This is a genomic window from Metabacillus lacus, assembly GCF_009674805.1.
GTDB lineage: Bacteria > Bacillota > Bacilli > Bacillales > Bacillaceae > Metabacillus_C > Metabacillus_C lacus.
The window spans coordinates 33333-55611 of record NZ_WKKI01000016.1 but is presented as its reverse complement, the minus strand read 5'-3'; the positions used below and the strand labels follow the sequence as shown (position 1 = coordinate 55611).

General features: G+C 45.4%; 16 protein-coding genes. 15 read left to right on the top strand and 1 reads right to left on the bottom strand.

Annotation, left to right across the window (positions count from 1 at the left end; genetic code table 11):
* The first annotated feature begins 180 nt into the window (after positions 1–180).
* The 6 genes from GJU40_RS10125 to GJU40_RS10100 are packed head-to-tail and all read left to right on the top strand — an operon-like array spanning position 181 to position 7103.
* Positions 181–1464 (top strand): extracellular solute-binding protein, encoded by a 1284-nt coding sequence (locus tag GJU40_RS10125; protein ID WP_154307643.1) that lies wholly within the window; start codon positions 181–183, stop codon positions 1462–1464.
* 56 nt (positions 1465–1520) lie between these two features.
* The gene (locus tag GJU40_RS10120; RefSeq protein WP_154307642.1) at positions 1521–2414 is read left to right on the top strand and encodes a carbohydrate ABC transporter permease; all 894 of its coding nucleotides are present in this window, start codon (positions 1521–1523) and stop codon (positions 2412–2414) included.
* Positions 2411–3241, top strand: a complete 831-nt coding sequence (locus tag GJU40_RS10115) for a carbohydrate ABC transporter permease (protein ID WP_212029817.1) — start codon at positions 2411–2413, stop codon at positions 3239–3241. Before GJU40_RS10120 ends, GJU40_RS10115 begins: the two co-directional genes overlap by 4 nt.
* Positions 3242–3270: 29 nt before the next feature.
* Positions 3271–5070 carry a glycoside hydrolase family 2 protein gene (locus GJU40_RS10110; RefSeq protein ID WP_154307641.1) on the top strand — a complete coding sequence of 600 codons (1800 nt, stop codon included), beginning with the start codon at positions 3271–3273 and terminating at the stop codon, positions 5068–5070.
* A complete protein-coding gene (locus tag GJU40_RS10105; RefSeq protein ID WP_154307640.1) occupies positions 5070–6011 on the top strand; it encodes a glycoside hydrolase family 43 protein in 942 nt (313 codons plus the stop codon). Before GJU40_RS10110 ends, GJU40_RS10105 begins: the two co-directional genes overlap by 1 nt.
* A gap of 54 nt (positions 6012–6065) precedes the next feature.
* Positions 6066–7103, top strand: a complete 1038-nt coding sequence (locus GJU40_RS10100; protein WP_154307639.1) for an aldose epimerase family protein — start codon at positions 6066–6068, stop codon at positions 7101–7103.
* A 1148-nt stretch (positions 7104–8251) separates the two neighbouring features.
* Here the strand turns inward: GJU40_RS10100 and GJU40_RS10095 are convergent.
* Positions 8252–9712 carry an amidase family protein gene (locus GJU40_RS10095; protein ID WP_154307638.1) on the bottom strand — a complete coding sequence of 487 codons (1461 nt, stop codon included), beginning with the start codon at positions 9710–9712 and terminating at the stop codon, positions 8252–8254.
* 233 nt (positions 9713–9945) lie between these two features.
* Between GJU40_RS10095 and argC the strand changes: the two genes are divergently transcribed.
* The 9 genes from argC to argH all read left to right on the top strand — a co-directional run bounded on the left by argC (position 9946) and on the right by argH (position 22257).
* Positions 9946–10992 carry an N-acetyl-gamma-glutamyl-phosphate reductase gene (gene argC / locus GJU40_RS10090; RefSeq protein ID WP_154307637.1) on the top strand — a complete coding sequence of 349 codons (1047 nt, stop codon included), beginning with the start codon at positions 9946–9948 and terminating at the stop codon, positions 10990–10992.
* Between the two features lie 19 nt (positions 10993–11011).
* Positions 11012–12238, top strand: a complete 1227-nt coding sequence (argJ, locus tag GJU40_RS10085; protein ID WP_154307636.1) for a bifunctional ornithine acetyltransferase/N-acetylglutamate synthase — start codon at positions 11012–11014, stop codon at positions 12236–12238.
* A gap of 10 nt (positions 12239–12248) precedes the next feature.
* A complete protein-coding gene (gene argB, locus GJU40_RS10080) occupies positions 12249–13055 on the top strand; it encodes an acetylglutamate kinase (protein WP_154307635.1) in 807 nt (268 codons plus the stop codon).
* Entirely contained in the window at positions 13048–14244 is a 1197-nt protein-coding gene (argD, locus tag GJU40_RS10075) for an acetylornithine transaminase (protein WP_154307634.1), read from the top strand. The genes argB and argD overlap by 8 nt, the downstream gene beginning before the upstream one ends.
* A 14-nt stretch (positions 14245–14258) precedes the next feature.
* Positions 14259–15341 carry a carbamoyl phosphate synthase small subunit gene (locus GJU40_RS10070; RefSeq protein ID WP_154307633.1) on the top strand — a complete coding sequence of 361 codons (1083 nt, stop codon included), beginning with the start codon at positions 14259–14261 and terminating at the stop codon, positions 15339–15341.
* Entirely contained in the window at positions 15328–18570 is a 3243-nt protein-coding gene (carB, locus tag GJU40_RS10065) for a carbamoyl-phosphate synthase (glutamine-hydrolyzing) large subunit (RefSeq protein ID WP_154307632.1), read from the top strand. The genes GJU40_RS10070 and carB overlap by 14 nt, the downstream gene beginning before the upstream one ends.
* 1 nt (position 18571) lies before the next feature.
* Positions 18572–19540: an ornithine carbamoyltransferase gene (gene argF, locus GJU40_RS10060; protein WP_154307631.1), complete on the top strand. Its 969-nt coding sequence runs from the start codon at positions 18572–18574 to the stop codon at positions 19538–19540.
* 69 nt (positions 19541–19609) lie between these two features.
* Complete coding sequence (locus tag GJU40_RS10055) at positions 19610–20830, top strand: argininosuccinate synthase (RefSeq protein ID WP_154307630.1); 1221 nt, start codon at positions 19610–19612, stop codon at positions 20828–20830.
* 50 nt (positions 20831–20880) lie between these two features.
* Positions 20881–22257, top strand: a complete 1377-nt coding sequence (gene argH / locus GJU40_RS10050; protein ID WP_154307629.1) for an argininosuccinate lyase — start codon at positions 20881–20883, stop codon at positions 22255–22257.
* Positions 22258–22279 lie beyond the last annotated feature (22 nt).

Here is a 22279-nt window from a genome sequence, read left to right as displayed (position 1 = left end):
CAGGTATCTGCACTCATACGCTGCTGAAGGGGAAACAACCTCCTTTCTTAGCTGTAGAGTTATTATTTTATATTTAATTGTTATAATAATAGTTGATTTATTCTATAAATTTATGTAATAATAAAATTAAATTTGGAAACGCTTTATTAAACTGTTAGCCGTATAAGGAGGGCTTACTGCATGAAAGGTAAAAATATTTTCATTATAGCGGCTCTTGTCCTGTTTTTTGGTTCTTATTTCGGATACAAATCTTATTACGAAAGAACTTTTGCCAATACAGAACAAGGAAAAATTGAAATTTCATTCTTGAATGGATTTACGGGCGGTGATGGAGCCTATATGAGGAAAATTACAGAGGGCTTTAACCAGTCGCAGGATCAATACCATGTGGTTGAGCATCAGGAGAGAGATCATTATACAAAATTTAAATCTGGCAACCAGGATTTGGTCGTGATTCATGGTACCAATCTGGAAACCTATCAAAAAGATACTCTGATTCAGGATATTTCACCGATTATGGAGATGGCTGGATTAGAAGAATCGGATTTTCATCAAGCTGGAATTGAATCCTCAACGATTGATGGAAAAATGTTTGCAGTACCGCTGGATATTCATCCGATGACAATGCTTTACAATAAGGAGCTTGTATCGGAGCCAGTTGAAAACTATGAGGATATTCTAGCTTTAAATGAAAGACTGCAATCCCAAAGCCCTAATCTTTATGCGATGGGTATTCCCCCAGCAGGACTGGTAGAGTACTACATTATGACGATGGCTGCTCAAAAAGGGATTGAATTGAAAAAAGATAATTACTTGAATTTTCACCAGCCTGAATTAGCTGATGCTCTTCTTGAGTATAACAAAATGATCTGGGAAGATTCTATCTCCCCTCCAGGTCTTGGGGCTGATGGAGAATTTCAAGCATTTATGAAGCAGGCGGGTGAAGGAAGCAGAGCAGTACAAACAGCTTTGGCGCTGACTGGACCCTGGTTTTATGGGGGTGCGAAAGAACAGTTTGGGGATTCTCTGGGGGTAGCCCCTGTACCTGTTCTGGGAGATACTCAGGCTGTGTATGGAAACGCTCACACCATTGCGATGAGTTCTGCTGTTGAAGATCCGCAGGTGAAGGAAGGAATTGCTGCGTTTTTACATTATATGTTTACGCCGGAAAACCTCGTGAATTGGGCAGAAGGCGGACAAGCGCCGCTTCACCTCCAAACAATAGAATATCTGGAGCAAAATCAGGAACAGTATGAAGTGGCTTATGCCAATACACTTCAGTTTGATTCCTTTGCACCTGCCCCAAAAGTTTATTTGTTCGATGAGCAGATGCGATACATGAATGCAACCGTGTTTAACAGGGTTGTGTCCAATCGGAACTTAACAAAGGAAGATCTTATGAGAGCTTTGGACCATGCAACAGACAGAGCGCGGCAAATCTCTGAAGCTGAGCCAACAAAATAGACACTTTAGCAGGCTGATAGTTTTAGAGAATACTATAGCCAAATCCGGAGGTTATTATGTATAACAAAAAATCAAAAAAATGGGCCTTTATCCTGATAGCCCCGTTTGTTTTGTTATTTTCGCTGTTCTGGCTGACTCCGCTTTTATACGGAGTCGTCATCAGCTTTTTCAACTGGAACATTTCAAACGGCAACAATGGATTTGTGGGATTTAACAATTATATAAACATACTAACGCCAGGGACCATATACAATGACATGTTTGTCAGAGGCCTGATTAACACACTTGTGTATGTTGTGATCAGTGTGCCCCCTTTAATCTTAATCAGTTTGGCACTTGCACTTGTCATAGACAAATTGCCTGGAATTCTAAAGCCAATCTTCCGGACAATCTTCTTTTTATCCTACTCAGTTTCTGTAACAGCTGTTTCCGCCATTTTTCTCTGGCTGTTTAACAGCAATGCCGGGTATGTAAACAGCTTTCTCAATGAGCCTGTCAACTGGCTCGGGGAACAGCCTTATGCTTGGATTACAATCTTGATTGCAACGGTCTGGTGGACCATCGGCTTTAACATGCTTTTGTTTGTCAATGCTCTTGACGAGGTTGATGGAAGCCTTTATGAAGCAGCAGATCTAGATGGTGCTGGTGCATTCAATAAGCTGCGCTATATTACATTGCCGGAAATCCGGAATGTGACTGTATTTATTTTCATCACAACTGTGATTGCATCCTTTAATCTCTATGGCCAAACCCTTTTGATCACAAATGGCGGACCTGAACAAACCACAACGTCCCTTATTATGACAATTCAGCAAGCTGTATTTAATTTAAATCAGCTGGGAGTCGGTTCAGCTATGGCCATTCTTATGGGGCTGATCATGATGATTGTCACTGGTTCACAATACTGGTTTGCCTATCGAAAGAAGGAATATAAGGAGGTGGCAAAATGAACGCAAGCATGAAAAAGTCCCTGCCTGTTATTATCATCGCGTTCCTTTTATCCATTGTATTTTTACTGCCGATTATTTGGATGATCTTTACTTCCTTCAAGACGCTCAGCGATGCAATGAGCAACCCATCCATTTTGCCTTCAGATTGGACTTTGGCAAATTACGCGGAAATATTTACTGATGCATCTCAGGCTCCAATTATTCTGTGGCTATTCAACACAGGCATTATCACTTTGATTGGAACTACGCTGGTCGTTGTTGTGAATGTCCTGGCCGCTTATGCCTTAGCCAGGCTTCGCATACCGGGCAAAAAAGTCTTTATGGTTTTTATCATTGCAGGTTTAACAATTCCGGGGATCGTTACGCTGTTTCCTATGTTTTATCTGTTCAAGAGTGTGAATTTGCTCGATACCTTTGTGCCGCTGATTTTGCCGTACTCTGCCAGCACACTAGGAGTATTTCTTATCTATAACTTCCTGCTTTCCTTTCCTAAGGAGCTTGAGGAAGCTGCATACATTGACGGTGCATCACAGATGGATATTTTAACAAAGGTGATTTTTCCGTCCATTAAACCAGTTGTCATGACGCTTGGTGTGATCACTTTCCTGAATATATATAATGACTTTCTATGGCCGTCTCTTGTCATTAATTCCAATGAAATGAGAACAGTCACAACAGGGATAGCAGCTTTGATTCAAGGAGCAAACTTTGTGAATCCGGCAAAAATGATGGCATCAACTGCTATAGCTACTATTCCAGCCCTGATTGTTTTCCTTATTGCAAATAAGTATTTCGTAAAGAGCGTAACAAACTCAGGTATTAAATAAACAAAAACAAGTAAAAAGGAGAGATACAGATGACAACATATCGCACCGAATACCCAAGGCCCCTGCTTGTGAGAGAAAATTGGATCAATTTAAATGGAGAATGGGATTTCTCTTTTGACGACAGTAATTCCGGCTTAAGGGAAAAGTGGCAGGCAGACGGACATCAGCTTGAACAAAAAATTCAAGTTCCATTTGCCTACCAAACTCAGCTGAGCGGAATTCATGATCCATCCTTTCATGATATTGTTTGGTATAAACGCCAGTTTCAGGTGCCGGCAGAATGGGCCGAAAAACAGGTGATTCTCCACTTTGGAGCAGTTGATTACCGGGCTTGGGTGTATGTAAATGGTCAGCTGGCCGGCTTCCATGAGGGAGGGCACATCTCTTTCTCTTTTGATATCACAAACTACCTGTCAGGAGGAGTTGAAACTGTAACAGTAAGAGTCGAAGACCCTTCTGAAGATGAAACGATTCCAAGAGGCAAGCAATTTTGGATTGAGAAATCTGATTCAATCTGGTACACACGTACCACAGGAATTTGGCAGACTGTCTGGCTGGAAGCTGTGGACCCTGTCCATCTTGCAAAGATAAGATTTACACCGGATGTCGATCATGGCAGTGTTGAAGCTGAAATTGAAGTGGCAGGAAATTTCGCGGGCAAGACTGCAGAGATTGTAATCAGTTTTAAAGGCGAAGTGATTGTAAAGGACAGTATAGCCCTGTATGAAAAAATGGTTAAACGAACGTTTGATTTATATAACAGAAAAATCTTCAGAACAGGATTCCACCATGACGGCTGGAACTGGACCCCGGAAAATCCAAATTTATTTGATGTGAAGATAGAGCTGAAGGATCAAGGGAAAGTGCTGGATCGCACTGCTTCGTATTTTGGAATGAGAAAAGTACACATTCAAAACGGAATGGTTTATCTAAACAATAAGCCCTATTATCAAAAGCTTGTCCTCGATCAGGGATACTGGCCTGAAGGACTTTTAACCGCTCCTTCAGATGAAGATTTAAAGAAGGATATCGAGCTTTCAAAGGAAATGGGCTTTAATGGTTGCAGAAAGCATCAAAAGGTTGAAGATCCGCGCTTCCTTTATTGGGCAGACACCCTGGGTTTCCTCGTATGGGGAGAATGTGCAGCATCTGCTTCCTACAGTGAGGATGCAGTTTCCCGCCTGACGAGAGAGTGGATGGAAATTATCGAAAGAGATTATAACCATCCCTCGATTGTAGCCTGGGTTCCGCTGAATGAAAGCTGGGGCATTCCAAATGTAAAGGGAAGCAAACAGCAGCAGCATCATTCACTGGCGATGTACCACCTGATTCATTCATTAGATACAACGCGTCTTGTGATCTCAAATGATGGCTGGGAGCTCACGGCAACAGATATTTGTGCTGTGCATAACTACAACCATGGCAGCCAGAATGAAATGGCGAAATATGAGGCCTTTAAGCAATCAATTGGAAAAAAAGAGGAACTGCTGAATTCCAAACCCGCAAGAAGAGGCATTTATGCAGATGGATTTGAGCATCAGGGAGAGCCGATTCTGTTAACAGAGTTTGGAGGAATAGGGTTTAAAGTTGGGGAAGATGCTGGATGGGGCTACACCTCTGCAGGAAGCGTCGAAGAATTTATCTCCGACTATCAGCGTGTCATGGAGGCTGTTTACAGCTCGGAAATTCTGCACGGCTACTGCTATACGCAGCTTACAGATGTTGAACAGGAAATCAATGGCCTGTTAACGTATGACCGTAAGCCGAAATGCGAACTTAAAAAAATCAGGGAAATTAATGATATGTGGCATGACGAAATGGTGAAATAATGGAGAAGGGTTTTCGCTCCATCAAAAAGTTAAAAACAGAGGAAATTTATATAAGAGACCCATTTGTTTTTACGGACCACAAAAGAAAAGTCTACTATTTATTTGGAACTACTTTTGCAGACGGCTGCGGTGATAGGGAACCGCAGTTTGATGTTTTTGTAAGCAGCAATCTGGAGGATTGGGAAGGGCCTTATTGCGCCTTTATCCCTCCAAAAGGCTTTTGGGGTGTCAGGCATTACTGGGCTCCAGAGGTTTTTGAAAAGGACGGTTTCTATTATATGTTTGCCAGTTTTAAAGGAGGTATAGGAGAGCGCCGCGGAACAGGTGCCCTCATCTCCAGCTGCCCCGCTGGTCCTTATAAGCCCCACAGTCCCGGGCCGCTTACTCCCAAAGAGTGGGAGTGCTTGGACGGAACGTATTATTGTGACCAGGAGGGGCAAAAGTGGCTGGTGTTCTGTCATGAGTGGACACAGGAATATGAAGGGAAAATAAAGGCAATTCGGTTATCTGAAGACTTAAAGCAGTCGAGGGGAGAGCCTGTAGATATTTTGAATGCTGCTGAAATGAGCTGGATCCGCAAGTTTTCAGATCCCAGAATTGAAAAGAGCGGCTTTCTGACCGATGCACCTTTTATGTACACGACAAAAAGTGGAGAGCTGCTGATGCTGTGGTCAAGCTACTCTGTCAAAGATGATGGAGACATAGGCTCTGGCGGGTATACTGTAGCTGTTGCCAGATCAAAAAGCGGGAAGGTAGAAGGACCATGGACACATGGAGATGATCTTCTCCTGGACAGAAACGCAGGCCATTCAAGCCTGTTCCGTAATATGGAGGGAAAACTCATCTTATGCACTCACTATCCTGATACTCCCCACGGGCAGGAACGCCCGCTCTTTTTGGAGCTGAATGAGTTGGACAACGGGCTGACATTAGATTCATAGTTTCTATTATTGTATAATAGAGAAAAGTTTGAATACGCTTAAAGGAGCCCATTTATGAATATAACGAAAAGAAAATTCGATGTGCTGGAAGGCAGAGACATTTTTGCATACTCTATTAAAAACAGCAATGGAGTTGAGCTGGAATGCATCAATTACGGGTGCATCATTACAAAACTGACTAGCCCTGACTTTAATGGGAATTTAGAAAATGTTGTTCTTGGCTTTGATAACATAGGAGATTACCTGGAGTATTCTCCATACTTTGGAGCGGTTGTGGGCAGGGTTGCCGGACGGATTGGAGGATCATCATTTACTCTTGACGGCGAAACCTACATACTCCCTCAAAACGAAGGAAACAACCATCTTCACGGCGGACCGCAAGGATTCAACAATAAAGTGTGGGATGCGGAAGAGACTGCCTCTGGTGTGAAATTTACATACGTAAGCCCTGATGGAGAAGAAGGGTATCCGGGTATGGTAACTGTGACTGTCCTTTATGAGCTGTCAGATCAGAATGAACTAACCATTACCTATCAAGCAATGACAGACCAAAAAACGGTCTTAAATCTTACAAACCACTCTTATTTCAACTTAAGCGGAGATCTAAAGGAAGATGTTTTGAATCATAAGCTTACAATGAAAAGCAGCCGTTTTCTTGAACTTGGTGATGACCTGCTCCCAACTGGAAACGTAGTTGAGGCAGCCGGAACTCCTTTTGATTTTAAAGAAGGCAGAAAGATTGTGGACGGAGTAAACTCTGAACACCCGCAAAACCTGCTTGCAGGCGGCGGCTACGATCATCCGTTTTTGCTGGATGAAAACAATGCGGGAGAAATTTTCCTTGTGGATGAAACAAGCGGAAGAACTCTAACAGTAGAAACAACAGAACCGGGAGTTGTCCTATATACAGGCAATCAGCTGGAAGAATCTTTTTCTATCAGAGGAGTTCAATCCCGCCCTTATCTTGGTCTCTGTCTGGAAACGCAAAAACTGCCGGACCCGTTCAAGCATCCGCACTTCCCGTCCATCGTGCTGGACAAAGACCAGCAATACAACTCGGTTACAAAATATAAATTTGGGATAGTGGAATAAGAAAAGCGGAAGGCGCCCGTTCAGCGGCGACAAGCATAAGACGAGCCGGAATGAAGGTTGTTCTTTAACCTTCAAGCCGGATTGGCTTATGACCTCGAGCCGTTGGCGCCTGGAGCTGGCCAATGAAGAAAAGCGGAAGGCGCCGTTCAGCGGCGACAAGCATAAGACAGCTTGGGCATGAGGTCGCTCTTTGACCTCTTGACCAAGATGGCTTATGACCTCGAGCCGCTGGCGCCTGGAGCTGGCCAATGAAGAAAAGCGGAGGCAGCGGTATAAAGGAAGTCATGCTAAGAGCGCCACGTCCTGTGGCAACGCATGACTGTCCGACGTCGTGTCGGGCTCCGACAAGCATAAGATGGCTTGGACGGAAGGTCGTTCTTTGACCTTATGGCCAAGACAGCTTATGACCTCGAGGGCCTAGCTGCCGGAGCTGGACAATGAAGAAAAGCGGAAGGCCCCGTTCAGCGGCGACAAGCATAAGCCATCTTGGGCATGAGGTCGTTCTTTGACCTTATGGCCAAGACAGCTTATGACCTCGAGCCGCTGGCCGGTGGAGCTGGACAATGTAGAAAAGCGGAAGGCTCCGTTTTAAAGGAAGTCAAGCTAAGAGCGCCACGTCCTGTGGCAACGCATGACTGTCCGACGTCGTGTCGGGCTGCGTATAATTGTGTGGAAAGGAATAGTCACGCCATATCCCAACAAAGAAAAAATAAGCGGAAGATTCCGGTTACATTCAGAATAGGCCATTTATAGGGGAAATAAGGGAATGAATTCCGCTTAAGGTGCTGAAATTCAACCATTTAGCCGTTTTTTAGGTCCATAGACGGAATCCCTCCGTTTATTTTAGGCTATTTTCGCTGTTTTCTCTGAATAGGCGGAGTTTCTCCGTTTATATAGTGGCTTTCCAAGGCCCCTTTCAACCCTTTTTCAAAAAAACAATCTTTTCCTATTTAAATAGGTATTTACACAATCTTATGGACTTGATAACAAGCCGGAATGATGGTTGTTCTTTAAGTCATGCTAAGGGCGCGACGTCCTGTTGCAACGCATGTTGTCTAACGTACCACAAAAATAGCATTGCTAATAACTCAACACTCAATAAAAAAACCCCGGAAGCCTTAAATAGGCTCCGGGGTTTTTGCTAATCATTACAGGTTCGGCTGCCTGCGAAGCAGAGTGGCCTGTTCGTAAGAGAATGCCATTGAAATCAGCTTGCTTTCCTGAAAGCTCAGACCAGAAAAGGTTATGCCAAACGGTTTACCCTCCGGAGTGTAACCGGCAGGCACAGTGATGGAAGGATATCCTGCTTTGGCCGGAATTTCACATCCCCGTTCTTTTGGTAGAAGCAGAGCATCCAGCTGATGATCTTTAAACAGAGCCAGCAGCCCTGCTTCCCTGGATAGATACAAATCCTTTTCACGGGCAGCAAAGTACTCCTCTTCCTTCAACGTTCCTGACAGTTCTTCGCTTTCCAGCAGAATGCCCTGGCCGTATTTGAGCATGTCTTCTGGATGAGCAAGATTGTAGGCTATCACCTGCTGAAGGCTGGTCACAGGAACATTGTGGCCGGCTGCATGAAAATAGGCATTAAGAGCCGGTTTGAATTCATATAGAAGCGTTTGGTAGTCTTCATGTTCTTCTGCAAAAGGAATAGTGATAGAATCCACCACAATTGCACCCTGTTCTTTTAAAATAGCAATTGCCGCTTCAGCAAGAGCAGCTTCCGGTTCATCAAGAACATCAAAGTACTGCTTTCTCGGTATACCGATCTTCATCCCTGTCAGTCCGTGTCTGTTTAAGGAATACTCATATTGCCGATGGGGCTCCGGATTTGCCAAGGTAACAGGATCTCTCTGATCATGGCGGCTTAAAACAGAAAGCAGAATGGCTGCATCCGTTACCGTTCTGGCCATAGGTCCGGCAGTATCCTGGCTGAAAGATATGGGAATGATGCCGGACCTGCTGATTAATCCTACTGTCGGTTTGATGCCGACAATAGAATTTGAGCTAGCAGGACTGAGGATAGAGCCAGAGGTTTCAGTACCGACTGCCGCCGCTGAAAGATTGGCGGCAATGGCTGCCCCGGATCCACTGCTGGATCCTCCGGTGTCAAATACTCCAGGCCCATAAGGGTTCTTTGTTTGTCCTCCCCTTGAGCTATAGCCGTTCTTCATGGACTCTGACATGAAATTTGCCCATTCTGTCATGTTGGTCTTTCCAATAAACACTGCGCCTGCCTCTCTCAGCTGGCGGACGGCAAAAGAATCTTCCCTTGCATAATGGAAGGCCAGCGCCTTTGATCCTGCGCTGGTATGCATCTTGTCTCCAGTATCGATGTTATCTTTTAAAAGCAGGGGAATTCCGTGGAGCGGCCCCCGCGGCCCTGTTGTTCTTCTTTCCGCATCCAAAGCTTCTGCAATCTGCAATGCATCAGGGTTAATCTCTATGATGGAGTGAAGCTCTTTGTCAAGCTTGGAAATGCGGTATAAATACATAAGCACAACTTCCTGTGCTGATAACTTTCCTCCATTATATGCTTCCCCAATCATAGAAATGGTTGCTTCTGGAAGCCAGTTTTCAGCCAGTTCTCTTAATCTCGTATTCTGCAAGTACAATTCCTCCTTACATGCTTGTTGACTTCATTATATAGACAGTTCTGCAAAAAAACAGCATGGGCTTTGGAACCTCCCTGCTGTTTATTCATATAATTGAATAATTATAAGAATGAATACTGATTGAAAACGATAATATTTATAAAAATTTTATTATTTTTTCAGAATGTTGTTGAATAAAAATACTCATAAATGTATAATAATTCACATATTACCGGACTGGCAGGGAGATGAGTAACTTGAGAGTTGGCGTTATAGGCGGCACAGGCTACAGCGGAGCAGAGCTGATAAAGTGTTTGGTTCACCACCCGCATGCAGAACTGGCTGTAATTGCATCTCAGTCAAAAGCTGAAACAGATATACAGGAAATCTATCCTCACTTAACAGATATCTGCAAGTTCAAACTGGAGGATCTGCAGCCTGACATTCTAGCTGAGAAAGTGGATACCATGTTCTTTGCTGCTCCATCTGGAGCAAGCTCCAGCCTTGTGCCCCAATTTCTTGAGCGCGGCATACGCTGTATAGATTTGGCAGGGGATTTCAGGCTTAGTGAGCCGGAAGTTTATGAAAAATGGTATCAGCACAACTCACCGGAGAAGGAATATCTGGAGAATGCAGTGTATGGACTTAGCGAAATATATCCGCAAAAAATTAAAACTGCAAGATTAATAGCGAATCCGGGGTGCTATCCTACCGCGGCCCTTCTGGGGCTGATTCCGGCTGTGCAGGCAGGACTGATTAAAGGTAACTCTATCATCATTGATGGCAAGTCAGGAATTTCAGGGGCAGGGAGAAGCCTTTCTCTCGGCGTCCATTACTCTGAAGCTAATGAAAATACGAAAGCTTATAAGCTGGGTGTTCATCAGCATATTCCTGAAATAGAGCAAGTGCTGAACGCTGAAGCAGCTGACAGGGCAACCGTGACTTTTACGGCCCATCTGGTTCCAATGGTGCGAGGTATTTTATGTACCATTTATGCTGACATGAAAAAGCCATGCATCACGGAAGAACTGCAAAAGCTTTATGAGGAATTCTACAATGAGCACCCTTTTGTGCGGATAAAAAAAGCTGGCAGATTACCTGCCACAAAGGAAGTATCGGGAAGCAATTATTGTGATATCGGCTTGCACTGTGATCCCAGGACAAACAGGATAACGATTGTGGCAGCAATAGATAATTTGTTAAAAGGAGCCGCCGGCCAGGCTGTCCAGAACATGAATTTGATGAATAGATGGGACACCGCTTCTGGGCTCCAATTCGTACCAAATTATCCTTAAAAACGAAAGGAAGACGTGCATGCAGGCAATAGAGGGAAGCAAAATTTCAATATTAACAGATGGAGATATTACATCACCTTCAGGCTTTTCGGCAGGAGGCGTACATTGCGGCCTTAAAAGAAAGCGGCTGGATTTAGGATACATCAAGTCTGACATTCCAGCGGCGGCAGCGGCGGTTTATACAACCAATTTGTTTCAGGCAGCTCCGTTGCTGGTTACCCAGGAAAGTATCGCAGCGGATGGAAAGCTTTCCGCCATTATTGTCAATTCAGGAAACGCGAATGCCTGTACAGGCGAGCAGGGCATGAAAGATGCCTATGAAATGAGGCGGCTTTTTGCTGAAAGTGAAGGTCTCAGCGAAACTTTGGTGGCTGTCGCTTCAACAGGGGTAATTGGAGAAGAGCTTGCAATTGATAAAATCAGAACCGGAATTCCGTCTCTGATGAACCCGGAACACGGGACAGCAGAGCGTTTTGAAAAAGCCATCCTGACAACCGATACAGGAACAAAGAAAGCTGCAGTAACAGTTGAGATCAACGGGAAAGCAATCACAATTGGAGGTGCCGCTAAGGGATCGGGAATGATTCATCCCAACATGGCAACGATGCTTGCTTTTATTACAACAGATGCAGCTGTTGAGCCGGAAGATTTGCAGCTGGCGCTGAAAGATGCGACAAATTCCACTTTTAATATGATCACTGTAGATGGTGATACAAGCACAAACGACATGGTGCTGCTGATGGCGAATGGTAGTGCGGGGAATACCGCCCTATCAAGGGAGCACAAGGATTGGGCGCACTTCGTACAGGGGCTGGGTCTCATATGTGAATCTCTGGCAAAACAAATTGCGAGAGACGGGGAGGGTGCAACAAAGCTGGTTTCCGTGAACGTGAAGGGTGCTGAAACTGTGGAAGGCGCACGGGCGCTGGCCAAGACTGTTATTTCTTCCAATCTAGTGAAAACAGCAGTTTATGGAAGTGATCCTAACTGGGGGAGAATAGTTTGTGCCGTAGGCTACAGCAGTGTAAAAGTTGAACCCAATTCATTAAAGGTGTACATCGGCCCTCACCTGGTTTTTGAAAAAGGCCTTCCTGCTTCCTTTTCGGAAGAAGAGGCAAAGGACTATTTATCGCAGGAACTGATAGAAATCACGGTAGACTGCTGTCAGGGAAGTGCCGAGGCAACTGCCTGGGGCTGCGACCTCACTTATGATTATGTCAGAATTAACGCTTCTTACAGGACTTAGGGGGGCCAAAATGAAATATTTGATCATCAAATGCGGAGGCAGTGTCTTTGAAAGGCTGCCGGAATCATTTTATAAAAGCATCGTTGAACTGAATGCGGGAGGAAAGTGGCAGCCCGTACTTGTTCACGGAGGAGGCCCGCTTATTTCCTCCATGCTGAAAAAACTTGAAATTCCCACAGAGTTTGTAAACGGACTGCGGGTGACAAGCAGCCAGGTCATGGAAGTGGTTGAAATGGTCCTGTCAGGTTCGGTCAACAAGCAGGCTGTGGGCAGGCTGATGAAGGCGGGCGGATCCGCATATGGAGTCAGCGGAGCAGACGGCCGTCTGCTGCTGGCAAAAGCATCTCAGGAAGCAGGCGGGCTTGGACTTGTCGGTGAAGTGGTTGAAGTGAACACTAAGCTGATAGAAGCAATTGTGAAAACGGGAAATATACCGGTTATTTCACCTGTCGGCGTGGATGAAAACGGCCAGAGGTACAATGTGAATGGTGATACTGCAGCCTCCGCTATAGCCGGTGCATTGAAAGGCAGGCTTTGCTTTATCAGCGATATTTCAGGTATTTATACGGAAGGAAATACAGGGAAAAGGAAGCTTTCTTCTCTTACAAAAGAAGATGCTGAAACATTAATAGAGCAAAAAATCATTACCGGGGGCATGATTCCGAAAGTGAAAGCTGCAATTGATGGGCTGATGCACAAGGTGCCCGAAACCGTCATATTAAATGGATTAGAGGAGAACAGTCTTCTCGATTTCTGTGAAGGAAAAGAGATCGGAACCAAAATCATACTCGGCGGGGAGGTAAAGCAGCATGCCTGACATTTCTTCTGTAAAAGCGTCTTCCGTTATGGGGACATACAACCGTTTTCCATTATCCATTCAAAGAGGAAAAGGAACCTTCGTATGGGACACAGAAGGGAAGAAGTATTTGGATTTTACTTCAGGGATTGCGGTTTGCAACTTGGGCCACGCTCCTCAATATGTACAAAGTAAAATTTCCGAGCAGCTTGAAACACTGTGGCATTGCTCCAATCTTTATACCATACCCGTTCAGGAAGAACTTGCTGCGCACCTGACGAAGCGCAGCTCTGCTGATAAGGTATTTTTCTGCAACAGCGGAGCCGAAGCAAATGAAGCAGCCATCAAGCTGGCAAGAAAATATGCAAATGATATAAAAGGCGTGCAGAATCCTGTTATTGTCACTTTCAAGCAATCCTTTCACGGACGCACACTAGCTGCGCTGTCAGCAACAGGTCAGAGCAAAATTCAAAAAGGCTTTGCCCCTCTCCTTACAGGATTCCGCTTGCTTCCTTTCAATGATACAGGTGCACTGCAGGAATTGAATCACGATGGTAAAACGTGTGCAGTCCTGCTGGAAATGGTTCAGGGTGAAGGAGGAGTTATTCCTGCAGATCCGCTCTGGATTCAGGAACTTGCGCGCAGCTGCAAAGAACAGGGCATACTCCTGATGGTCGATGAAGTCCAAACAGGCGCTGGGAGAACAGGAAGCATGTTTGCGTATGAACACTACGGTATATCACCGGATGTAATTACGATGGCAAAAGGGCTGGGCTCAGGCTTTCCAATCGGAGCCATGCTTGCCAAGGATGAAGCTGCAAAAGCTTTTGAGGCGGGGAGCCATGGAAGCACTTTTGGCGGAAATCCGCTCGCATGTACGGCCGGCCTGGCAACACTGCAATATATAGAAGAAAACAACCTCCTCGAGCATGCTGCTGAAATGAGCAGTTATCTGCAGCAGCAATTGCAGGCATGCCTAAGCAATGCAGGCGTGCATGCTGAGATCAGGGGAAAGGGCTTGCTGCTTGGAATCGTCATAGAGGAAAAAGCGGCAAAGATAGCAGCCGAAGCGCTGAAGCATGAAGTGCTTCTGCTTACGGCAGGACCGGATGTTGTCCGGCTGCTTCCTCCGCTGAACGTTAGCAGGGAGGAAATTGATGAATTTATTCTTCGTTTTAAAGGGATCTTAGACACAGCCCTTTACAGCTGAGAGGAGATAGAGACATGGAAAAAGGCTATTTGATTCTTGAAACGGGAGATATGTTTGAAGGAGAATGGATTGGATCCGAAAGGGAAACATCAGGTGAAGTTGTATTTAACACAAGCATGACCGGCTATCAGGAAATGATGACAGATCCTTCCTATGCCGGACAGATTCTTGCCTTCTGCTACCCAATGATCGGCAATTATGGAATCAATCAGTATGACAATGAGGCATTCCAGCCTGCTCTTTCAGGAGTGGTGATGGGGGAGCTTTGTGAAAAGCCCAGCCACTTTCAGGCTGCGGAAAATTTTTCTGATCAGCTGGATAAGGCGGGCATTCCGGGACTTACAGGGATTGATACAAGAGCGCTTGTCAAAAAAATAAGAGAACTGGGCACCGTAAAAGGCGTTCTTTCGAAAAACAAGGCTGCTGATCAGAAGCTGCTTGCTGAAATGCCTCCAGGGGTTGAAGAGGTCTCTACGAAGAATATTCTTACATTTAAAAATAACGGCCCGCATGTTGTGCTGATGGATTACGGATATAAAAAATCGATCCTGCACGCACTGCTCAAGGAAAACTGCTCTGTAACAATTGTTCCCTATCATATGACACTGGAGCAGCTTAAAACGCTCAAGCCGGATGGTGTGCTGTTCAGCAATGGGCCGGGAGATCCCATGAAACTGAAGGAAAGATTGCCTGAAATTAAAAAAATCAGCGAGTATTATCCTTCCCTGGGAATCTGCCTGGGACACCAGCTCCTGGCTCTCGCACACGGAGCTCAAACTAAAAAGCTGTCGTTTGGACACAGGGGAGGCAATCATCCGGTCAAGGAAGCTGAAACAGGAAAGGTGTTTATCACTTCCCAGAACCACGGTTACACAGTGATTGAAGAAAGTATTCCATCGTCGCTGTTTGAGGTGACCTTCAGAAATGTAAATGACAAAACGGTAGAAGGACTTCAGCACATGGTGCACCACATCACAACCGTCCAATTCCATCCCGAGGCACACCCCGGGCCAAGCGACACCGCTTATATATTTAAGAGTTTCATAGAAAAGATAAACCCTAAAGCTGCAGGAGAGATTAGCTATGCCGTTAAATAAACAGATTAAAAAAGTGCTTGTCATCGGGTCAGGGCCTATTGTCATCGGGCAGGCAGCAGAGTTTGACTATGCGGGCACGCAGGCATGCCTCGCGCTGAAAGAAGAAGGAATTGAGGTTGTGCTGGTGAACAGCAACCCTGCAACCATTATGACGGATTCGTCTTTTGCAGAAAAAGTTTATATAGAGCCTCTGACTGCCGAAGTGCTTGAGGAGATTATTAAAAAAGAGCTTCCTGATGGAATCATCGGCACTTTGGGCGGCCAGACAGGACTGAATTTGACAGTTGAATTGTATGAAAGAGGAATTCTCCAGGCTCACGGCGTTAAGCTTCTCGGCACATCGGTAGAGTCCATTCAGAACGGTGAAGACAGAGAGCGGTTCAGAAATCTGATGCTCTCTCTTCAAGAGCCAATCCCGGAGTCTTCCATTATTACGACGATTGAAGAAGGCGCAGCCTTTGCAGAAAGCATCGGCTATCCGGTGATCGTAAGGCCCGCCTATACACTTGGAGGAGCCGGAGGAGGATTTGCTGGCACATCCGAAGAGCTGCAAGCTGTGCTGAAAAGAGGCTTGTCTCAAAGCCCGATTTCTCAGGTGCTGCTGGAAAAGAGCATCAAGGGCTGGAAGGAAATTGAGTACGAAGTCATGAGAGATGAAAACGATACGTGCATCATTGTCTGCAACATGGAAAATCTCGATCCTGTTGGTGTACACACGGGCGATTCAATTGTTGTCGCTCCTTCCCAAACCCTGACTGATGTACAGTACCAAATGCTGAGAGATGCCTCGGTCAAAATCATTCGAGCGCTTCAGATCATCGGCGGCTGCAATATTCAGTTTGCGCTGGATCCTTATTCGAATGAATACCGCATTATTGAAGTGAATCCGCGGGTCAGCAGATCATCCGCGCTGGCGTCAAAAGCAACAGGCTACCCTATAGCAAGAATGGCTGCCAAATGTGCGCTGGGCTATCACCTGGATGAACTTTTGAATCCTATCACAGGCACTACCTATGCATCATTTGAGCCTGCTATAGATTATATTGTCGTAAAGCTTCCGCGTTTTCCTTTTGATAAATTTACAGAAGCCGACCGGACACTCGGCACGCAAATGAAGGCTACGGGAGAAGTGATGGCAGTTGACAGAACCTTTGAAGGGGCTTTATATAAAGCAATCCGCTCTATGGACATCAAGGAACAAACTCTTGCACACAATGGTGCAATGAAAAAGCTTGCAAACGAAGAACTGATTGCTTTTCTAAAGCAGCCTACTGATATCAGGCTTTTTGTAATAGGAGAAGCTTTTGCAAGAGGCTATTCCCCGCAGGAGATTCACAGCTCGACAGAAATCGATTTATGGTTTTTGTATAAGCTGAAGGATATGGCAGACATGGAGGCAGTGATTGCCGGCTGCACCTGGAAAGAAATGCCGGTTCAGCTGCTGAAGGAAGCAAAGCTTAAAAATATGGGAGATTCCTGCCTCGCACAGCTGCTCGGTGTTCAGGAAGCATCAATTCGTAAAAAGCGGCTGGAATTGGGCCTGCGTCCGGCATACAAGCTTGTAGATACATGCGCAGCCGAATTCGACGCCGTTACACCTTACTATTATTCAACCTGGCAGGGTGAAGATGAAGTCACAGTACTTCCTCAGAAGAAAATCATTGTTCTTGGATCAGGGCCAATCAGAATCGGGCAGGGAATTGAATTTGATTATTGTTCCGTCCATGCTGCGCTGGCAGTTAAAAAGATGGGCTACGGGGCAATTGTAATCAACAATAATCCCGAAACGGTGAGCACAGATTACTCCATTGCGAATTCACTGTATTTTGAGCCATTAACCGTGGAAGATATCTTGCATGTGATTGAAAAAGAAAAGCCTGCCGGTGTGCTGATACAGTTTGGAGGGCAAACAGCCATCAATCTTGCTGAGCAGCTGACGCAGGAGGGTGTGAACGTTCTTGGAACAACCGCGGATTCCATTGAAAAGCTTGAGGACAGGAAGAAATTTTATGAACTTTTAAGTGAGCTTGACATTCCTCATATTTCCGGGGCATATGCCCAAAATGCAGAAGAGCTGCTGCTGGCGGCAGAGAAATTAGGATACCCGGTTCTGGTAAGGCCTTCCTTTGTAATAGGGGGACAGAACATGTTTGTTTTTTATCAGAAGAAGGATCTTGCGGATTATGCACAGCGAATGGAAAGTGAGCAGCAATCAAGGCAGTGGCCGCTTCTGGTTGACAAATATATTCCAGGCTTTGAATGTGAAGCAGATGTAATCAGTGACGGGGAAGACATTTTGATTCCCAGAATCTTTGAGCATATAGAGCGTGCAGGCGTTCATTCCGGTGACAGCATTACGGTGTTTCCGCCGATTACAATAGCGGAAGAAGTCAAGCAAACAATTGTCTGCTATGCAGAAAAAATAGCAAAGGCGCTTCCTGTTAAGGGAGTGATGAACATTCAATTTGTCGTCCATGGAGAATGTGTGTATGTGCTGGAAGTGAATCCGCGATCATCAAGAACCGTCCCCATTATCAGCAAAATCACAGGTGTTCCGCTTGTGGAGTGGGGTGTGAAGGTTCAATTGGGCTATGCACTGAAGGATATAAACGGAGATACCGGGCTTATGAAAGAGCCTGAACATTATGCTGTGAAGGCACCTGTTTTTTCAGCTTTGAAACTGAAGGGAATGGATCATATTCTTGGTCCTGAAATGAAATCAACGGGTGAAGTGCTGGGGCTGGGTAACAGCTATGAGGAAGCCTTTGAAAAAGCGGTGCTTGCGGGCAAAGTGAATCCATTTACTGCAAGCAGCAAGCCTGCAGCTGTTCTTTGGTCACTGCCGGATCATTCTAAAGAAGAATCACTGTCTCTTGCAAGAGAGCTTGTGAAACGGGGAATACAATTACTGGCAACGGGAGGGACGCATTCCTTCTTCAGACAGCACGGTATTAGCTGCAAAAGGATGTCTAAAGAAGCCTCTGCCTTTAGGGAGCTGGTGAAGGACGGAAAAATCACAGCGCTGATCAACATTCCAAGTCAGGGGAGAAATAAGAATACGTTCGGTTTTGAGCTCAGGGAACTGGCAGCCGCTCACAATATCCCTTGTTTCACTCATATAGATACAGCTGCAGCCCTTGTTCAAACAAAGGCTGCAGCAGAACAAACACCAAGGGCCATTCAGGAATATTTTTTGGTGAAGAAACTAACAGAAGGTGAGGTATATTGACATGCTGAAAGCTGCAACTGGCATACAGCCGAAAAAACACAATCTGAAAGGACGGCATTTTCTGGCTCTGGCGGATTATAGTGGCGAAGAAATTCAATATCTGCTGGAGCTGGCGAGTGAAATAAAAGCCATGCACAAGCAAGGCAGACAGCAGCCCCTGCTTCAGGGAAAAGTGCTGGGCATGATTTTCGAAAAGTCCTCGACGAGAACAAGGGTTTCTTTTGAAGCTGCTATGCTGCAGCTGGGAGGGCATGCTATCTTCCTCAGTTCAAAGGATATTCAGCTGGGCAGAGGTGAGAGTATCTCTGATACGGCAAAAGTGCTGTCCCGGTACGTGGACGGTATCATGGTCAGAACCTTCGGGCACGAAAAGATTGAAAGCTTTGCTGACTCTTCTTCTGTACCGGTGATAAACGGACTAACAGATGAGCACCATCCTGCACAGGTGCTGGCTGACTTGTTAACAATATATGAAAAAAAGAATAAATTAAAAGGCTTAAAGCTCGCCTACTTGGGAGATGGAAGCAACAATATGGCTCATTCGCTGCTGGAGGGTGCTGTTAAGACCGGAATGGATATTAGCATTGGCTGTCCTGAATCATTCTCACCATTGGCAGACATTGAAGCGGCTGCAAGGGCAGAGGCTGAAATCAGCGGAAGCAAAGTTGTGATTGAGCATAATCCGGCTGCTGCAGTCAGTGAAGCGGATGTTGTTGTAACAGATGTCTGGACCAGTATGGGCCAGGAAGAAGAAGAGCAGAAACGTTTTTCTATTTTATCTCCTTATCAGGTGAACGAGAAGTTGTGCAGATATGCTAAAAAGGATTTTATGTTCCTGCACTGCCTTCCTGCACATAGGGGAGAAGAGGTAACGGCAGACATCATCGATGGCCCGCATTCACATGTATTTGATGAAGCGGAAAACAGGCTTCATGCCCAGAAGGCTGTTCTTACGGCACTATTAAGCTGACTTTATAATGTTATAAATGTATAAAAATAAGTTTGTACAAATATTTATACAAAGAAATGGGGACTTGTTTTGAAGAAAGAAAAGGTAGTACTCGCCTATTCCGGGGGTCTGGATACCTCCGTTTCAGTAAAATGGATACAGGAAAAATACGGTTATGATGTGATTGCGCTCGGTCTTGATGTTGGAGAAGGGAAAGATCTTGAAGCAATCAGAAAGAAAGCTTTGAACGTAGGAGCTGTCAAAGCTTATATGATTGATGCAAAAGAGCTTCTCGCAAAAGATTATCTGCTTCCTGCGTTAAAGGCAAACTGCTTGTATGAAGGAAAGTATCCTCTTTCCTCAGCTTTATCACGCCCGCTTATTTCCAGACTTCTTGTGGAAGTAGCCAAAAAAGAAGGAGCAGTGGCGGTTGCCCATGGCTGTACAGGAAAGGGAAATGATCAAGTACGGTTTGAGGTATCGCTTGCAGCACTGGCTCCGGATTTAAAGGTGCTTGCACCTGTGCGGGAATGGGGCATGACAAGAGACGAAGAAATCGCCTATGCTGAAGAAAAGGGAATTCCGATACCGGTTGACCTTAATAATCCATTTTCAATAGATGCAAACATCTGGGGACGCGCCTGTGAAGCTGGAGTGTTAGAAGATCCTTGGGCAGAAGCGCCGGAAGCGGCTTTTGACTGGACGAATCACATTTCAAATACTCCTGACGAGCCTGAATATATTGAAATCGATTTTGTGAAAGGTGTCCCAACCGCATTAAATGGAGAATCTCTTCCGCTTGTTCAGCTGATTGAAACCTTAAATGCAATTGGCGGAAAGCACGGCATCGGGCGGATAGACCACATTGAGAACCGGCTGGTAGGCATTAAATCACGTGAAGTTTATGAAAATCCGGGGGCACTAATCCTGATCAACGCACACCGGGAGCTGGAGTTTTTGACACTTCCGCGTGAAGTGACCCAGTTTAAGGTGCAGGTTGATCAGCAGATGGCAAAAATTATCTATGAGGGACTATGGTACTCGCCTGTACGAAATGCGCTCGAGGCATTTATTGACGAAACTCAAAAAGCAGTAACAGGCACCATTCGTGTGAAGCTGCATAAAGGAAATCACTTAGTGGTTGGACGCCGCTCTGCAAACAGCCTTTACAATGAAGAGCTGGCTACGTACTCAAAGGGTGACGCTTTTGACCACAATGCTGCTGTCGGTTTTATCAAACTGTGGGGCTTGCCGACCAAAGTATACTCACAAGCGAACAAACAGGAAGTACTGCAGGAACAACACAAGTAAAAAGCGGGTAACTCCCGCTTTTCATCTTTTACAAAGAGAGGAGACACAGAATGAGCAAGCTATGGGGCGGACGTTTTACAAAAGAAACAGATGAGCTGGTGGAAGAGTTTACAGCTTCCATTTCCTTTGATCAAAAACTGGTAAAAGAGGATCTGCAGGGAAGCCTTGCACACGTGCAGATGCTTGGCGAATGCGGCATTCTTTCAAAAGAGGATACCCAAACAATTCAACAAGGTCTTTTGGTGCTGCAAAAAAAGGCGGAGAACAATGAGCTTCAATTTGATGTGAAGCATGAAGATATTCATATGAATCTGGAAAAGCAGCTGCTCGATGAAATCGGCCAGACGGGCGGAAAGCTTCACACCGGCAGAAGCCGGAATGATCAGGTGGCCACCGATATGCATTTGTACTTAAAAGCCAAAACAGAGGTGCTGATTTCATTAACAGAAGCGGTACAGCAGTCTCTGCTGGAGCAGGCAAAGAAGCATGTTGAAACCATTCTGCCGGGATATACACATCTGCAGCGGGCACAGCCTGTTTCATTTGCTCACCACCTGATGGCATATTTCTGGATGTTTGAACGTGATAAAGAACGGTTGTCAGACAGCTTAAAGCGCATCAGCTGGCTTCCGCTTGGTGCAGGGGCACTCGCTGGAACCACTTTTCCAATTGACAGGGAGAGAGCTGCCGAGCTGCTGGGCTTTGAGAGAATTTATCCGAACAGCATGGACGCAGTCAGCGACCGTGATTTTATAGCGGAATTTTTATCCATTGCCAGCATTATGATGATGCACATCTCCCGCCTGTCTGAGGAGCTCGTCATTTGGTCCAGCCAGGAATTTCAGTTTATTGAGCTGGATGATTCTTTTTGCACAGGCTCGAGCATCATGCCGCAGAAAAAGAATCCTGATGTTCCGGAGCTGCTCCGTGCCAAAACGGGGAGGGTATATGGAAACCTGATTGGTCTTCTGACTGTCCTAAAAGGGCTTCCCCTTGCTTATAACAAAGATATGCAGGAAGACAAAGAGGGAATGTTTGATACAGCTGAAACGCTGGAGGGGTCGCTGAAGCTTCTCGCTCCGATGCTTTCTACGATGTCAGTCAACAGTGAAAACATGCGCAGTGCGGTGAATACTGACTATTCAAATGCAACAGATATTGCTGACTACCTTGCATCAAACGGCGTTCCATTCAGGCAGGCTCATGAAATCATCGGGCAGATTGTTCTTTATGCGATTCAGCAGAAAAAATATCTTCTGGAGCTTTCCCTTGATGAATATAGAAAATACAGCCCGCTTTTCAACGAAGACATTTATCAGGTGCTTGCGCCTGAACATGTAGTCAATGCAAGAAACAGTGCAGGGGGCACATCTTTTCAGCAGGTAAGACATCAGATCAGCATGGCGGAAAAAACAGTGAAAGTGTAAAAAAGAGCAGACAATGTTTCTT

Excerpts from the sequence above, each read along its gene's own strand:
- GJU40_RS10125 (WP_154307643.1), top strand. The coding sequence starts at position 181 with ATGAAAGGTAAAAATATTTTCATTATAGCGGCTCTTGTCCTGTTTTTT.
- GJU40_RS10120 (WP_154307642.1), top strand. The coding sequence starts at position 1,521 with ATGTATAACAAAAAATCAAAAAAATGGGCCTTTATCCTGATAGCCCCG.
- GJU40_RS10115 (WP_212029817.1), top strand. The coding sequence starts at position 2,411 with ATGAACGCAAGCATGAAAAAGTCCCTGCCTGTTATTATCATCGCGTTC.
- GJU40_RS10110 (WP_154307641.1), top strand. The coding sequence starts at position 3,271 with ATGACAACATATCGCACCGAATACCCAAGGCCCCTGCTTGTGAGAGAA.
- GJU40_RS10105 (WP_154307640.1), top strand. The coding sequence starts at position 5,070 with ATGGAGAAGGGTTTTCGCTCCATCAAAAAGTTAAAAACAGAGGAAATT.
- GJU40_RS10100 (WP_154307639.1), top strand. The coding sequence starts at position 6,066 with ATGAATATAACGAAAAGAAAATTCGATGTGCTGGAAGGCAGAGACATT.
- argC (WP_154307637.1), top strand. The coding sequence starts at position 9,946 with ATGAGTAACTTGAGAGTTGGCGTTATAGGCGGCACAGGCTACAGCGGA.
- argJ (WP_154307636.1), top strand. The coding sequence starts at position 11,012 with ATGCAGGCAATAGAGGGAAGCAAAATTTCAATATTAACAGATGGAGAT.
- argB (WP_154307635.1), top strand. The coding sequence starts at position 12,249 with ATGAAATATTTGATCATCAAATGCGGAGGCAGTGTCTTTGAAAGGCTG.
- argD (WP_154307634.1), top strand. The coding sequence starts at position 13,048 with ATGCCTGACATTTCTTCTGTAAAAGCGTCTTCCGTTATGGGGACATAC.
- GJU40_RS10070 (WP_154307633.1), top strand. The coding sequence starts at position 14,259 with ATGGAAAAAGGCTATTTGATTCTTGAAACGGGAGATATGTTTGAAGGA.
- carB (WP_154307632.1), top strand. The coding sequence starts at position 15,328 with ATGCCGTTAAATAAACAGATTAAAAAAGTGCTTGTCATCGGGTCAGGG.
- argF (WP_154307631.1), top strand. The coding sequence starts at position 18,572 with ATGCTGAAAGCTGCAACTGGCATACAGCCGAAAAAACACAATCTGAAA.
- argH (WP_154307629.1), top strand. The coding sequence starts at position 20,881 with ATGAGCAAGCTATGGGGCGGACGTTTTACAAAAGAAACAGATGAGCTG.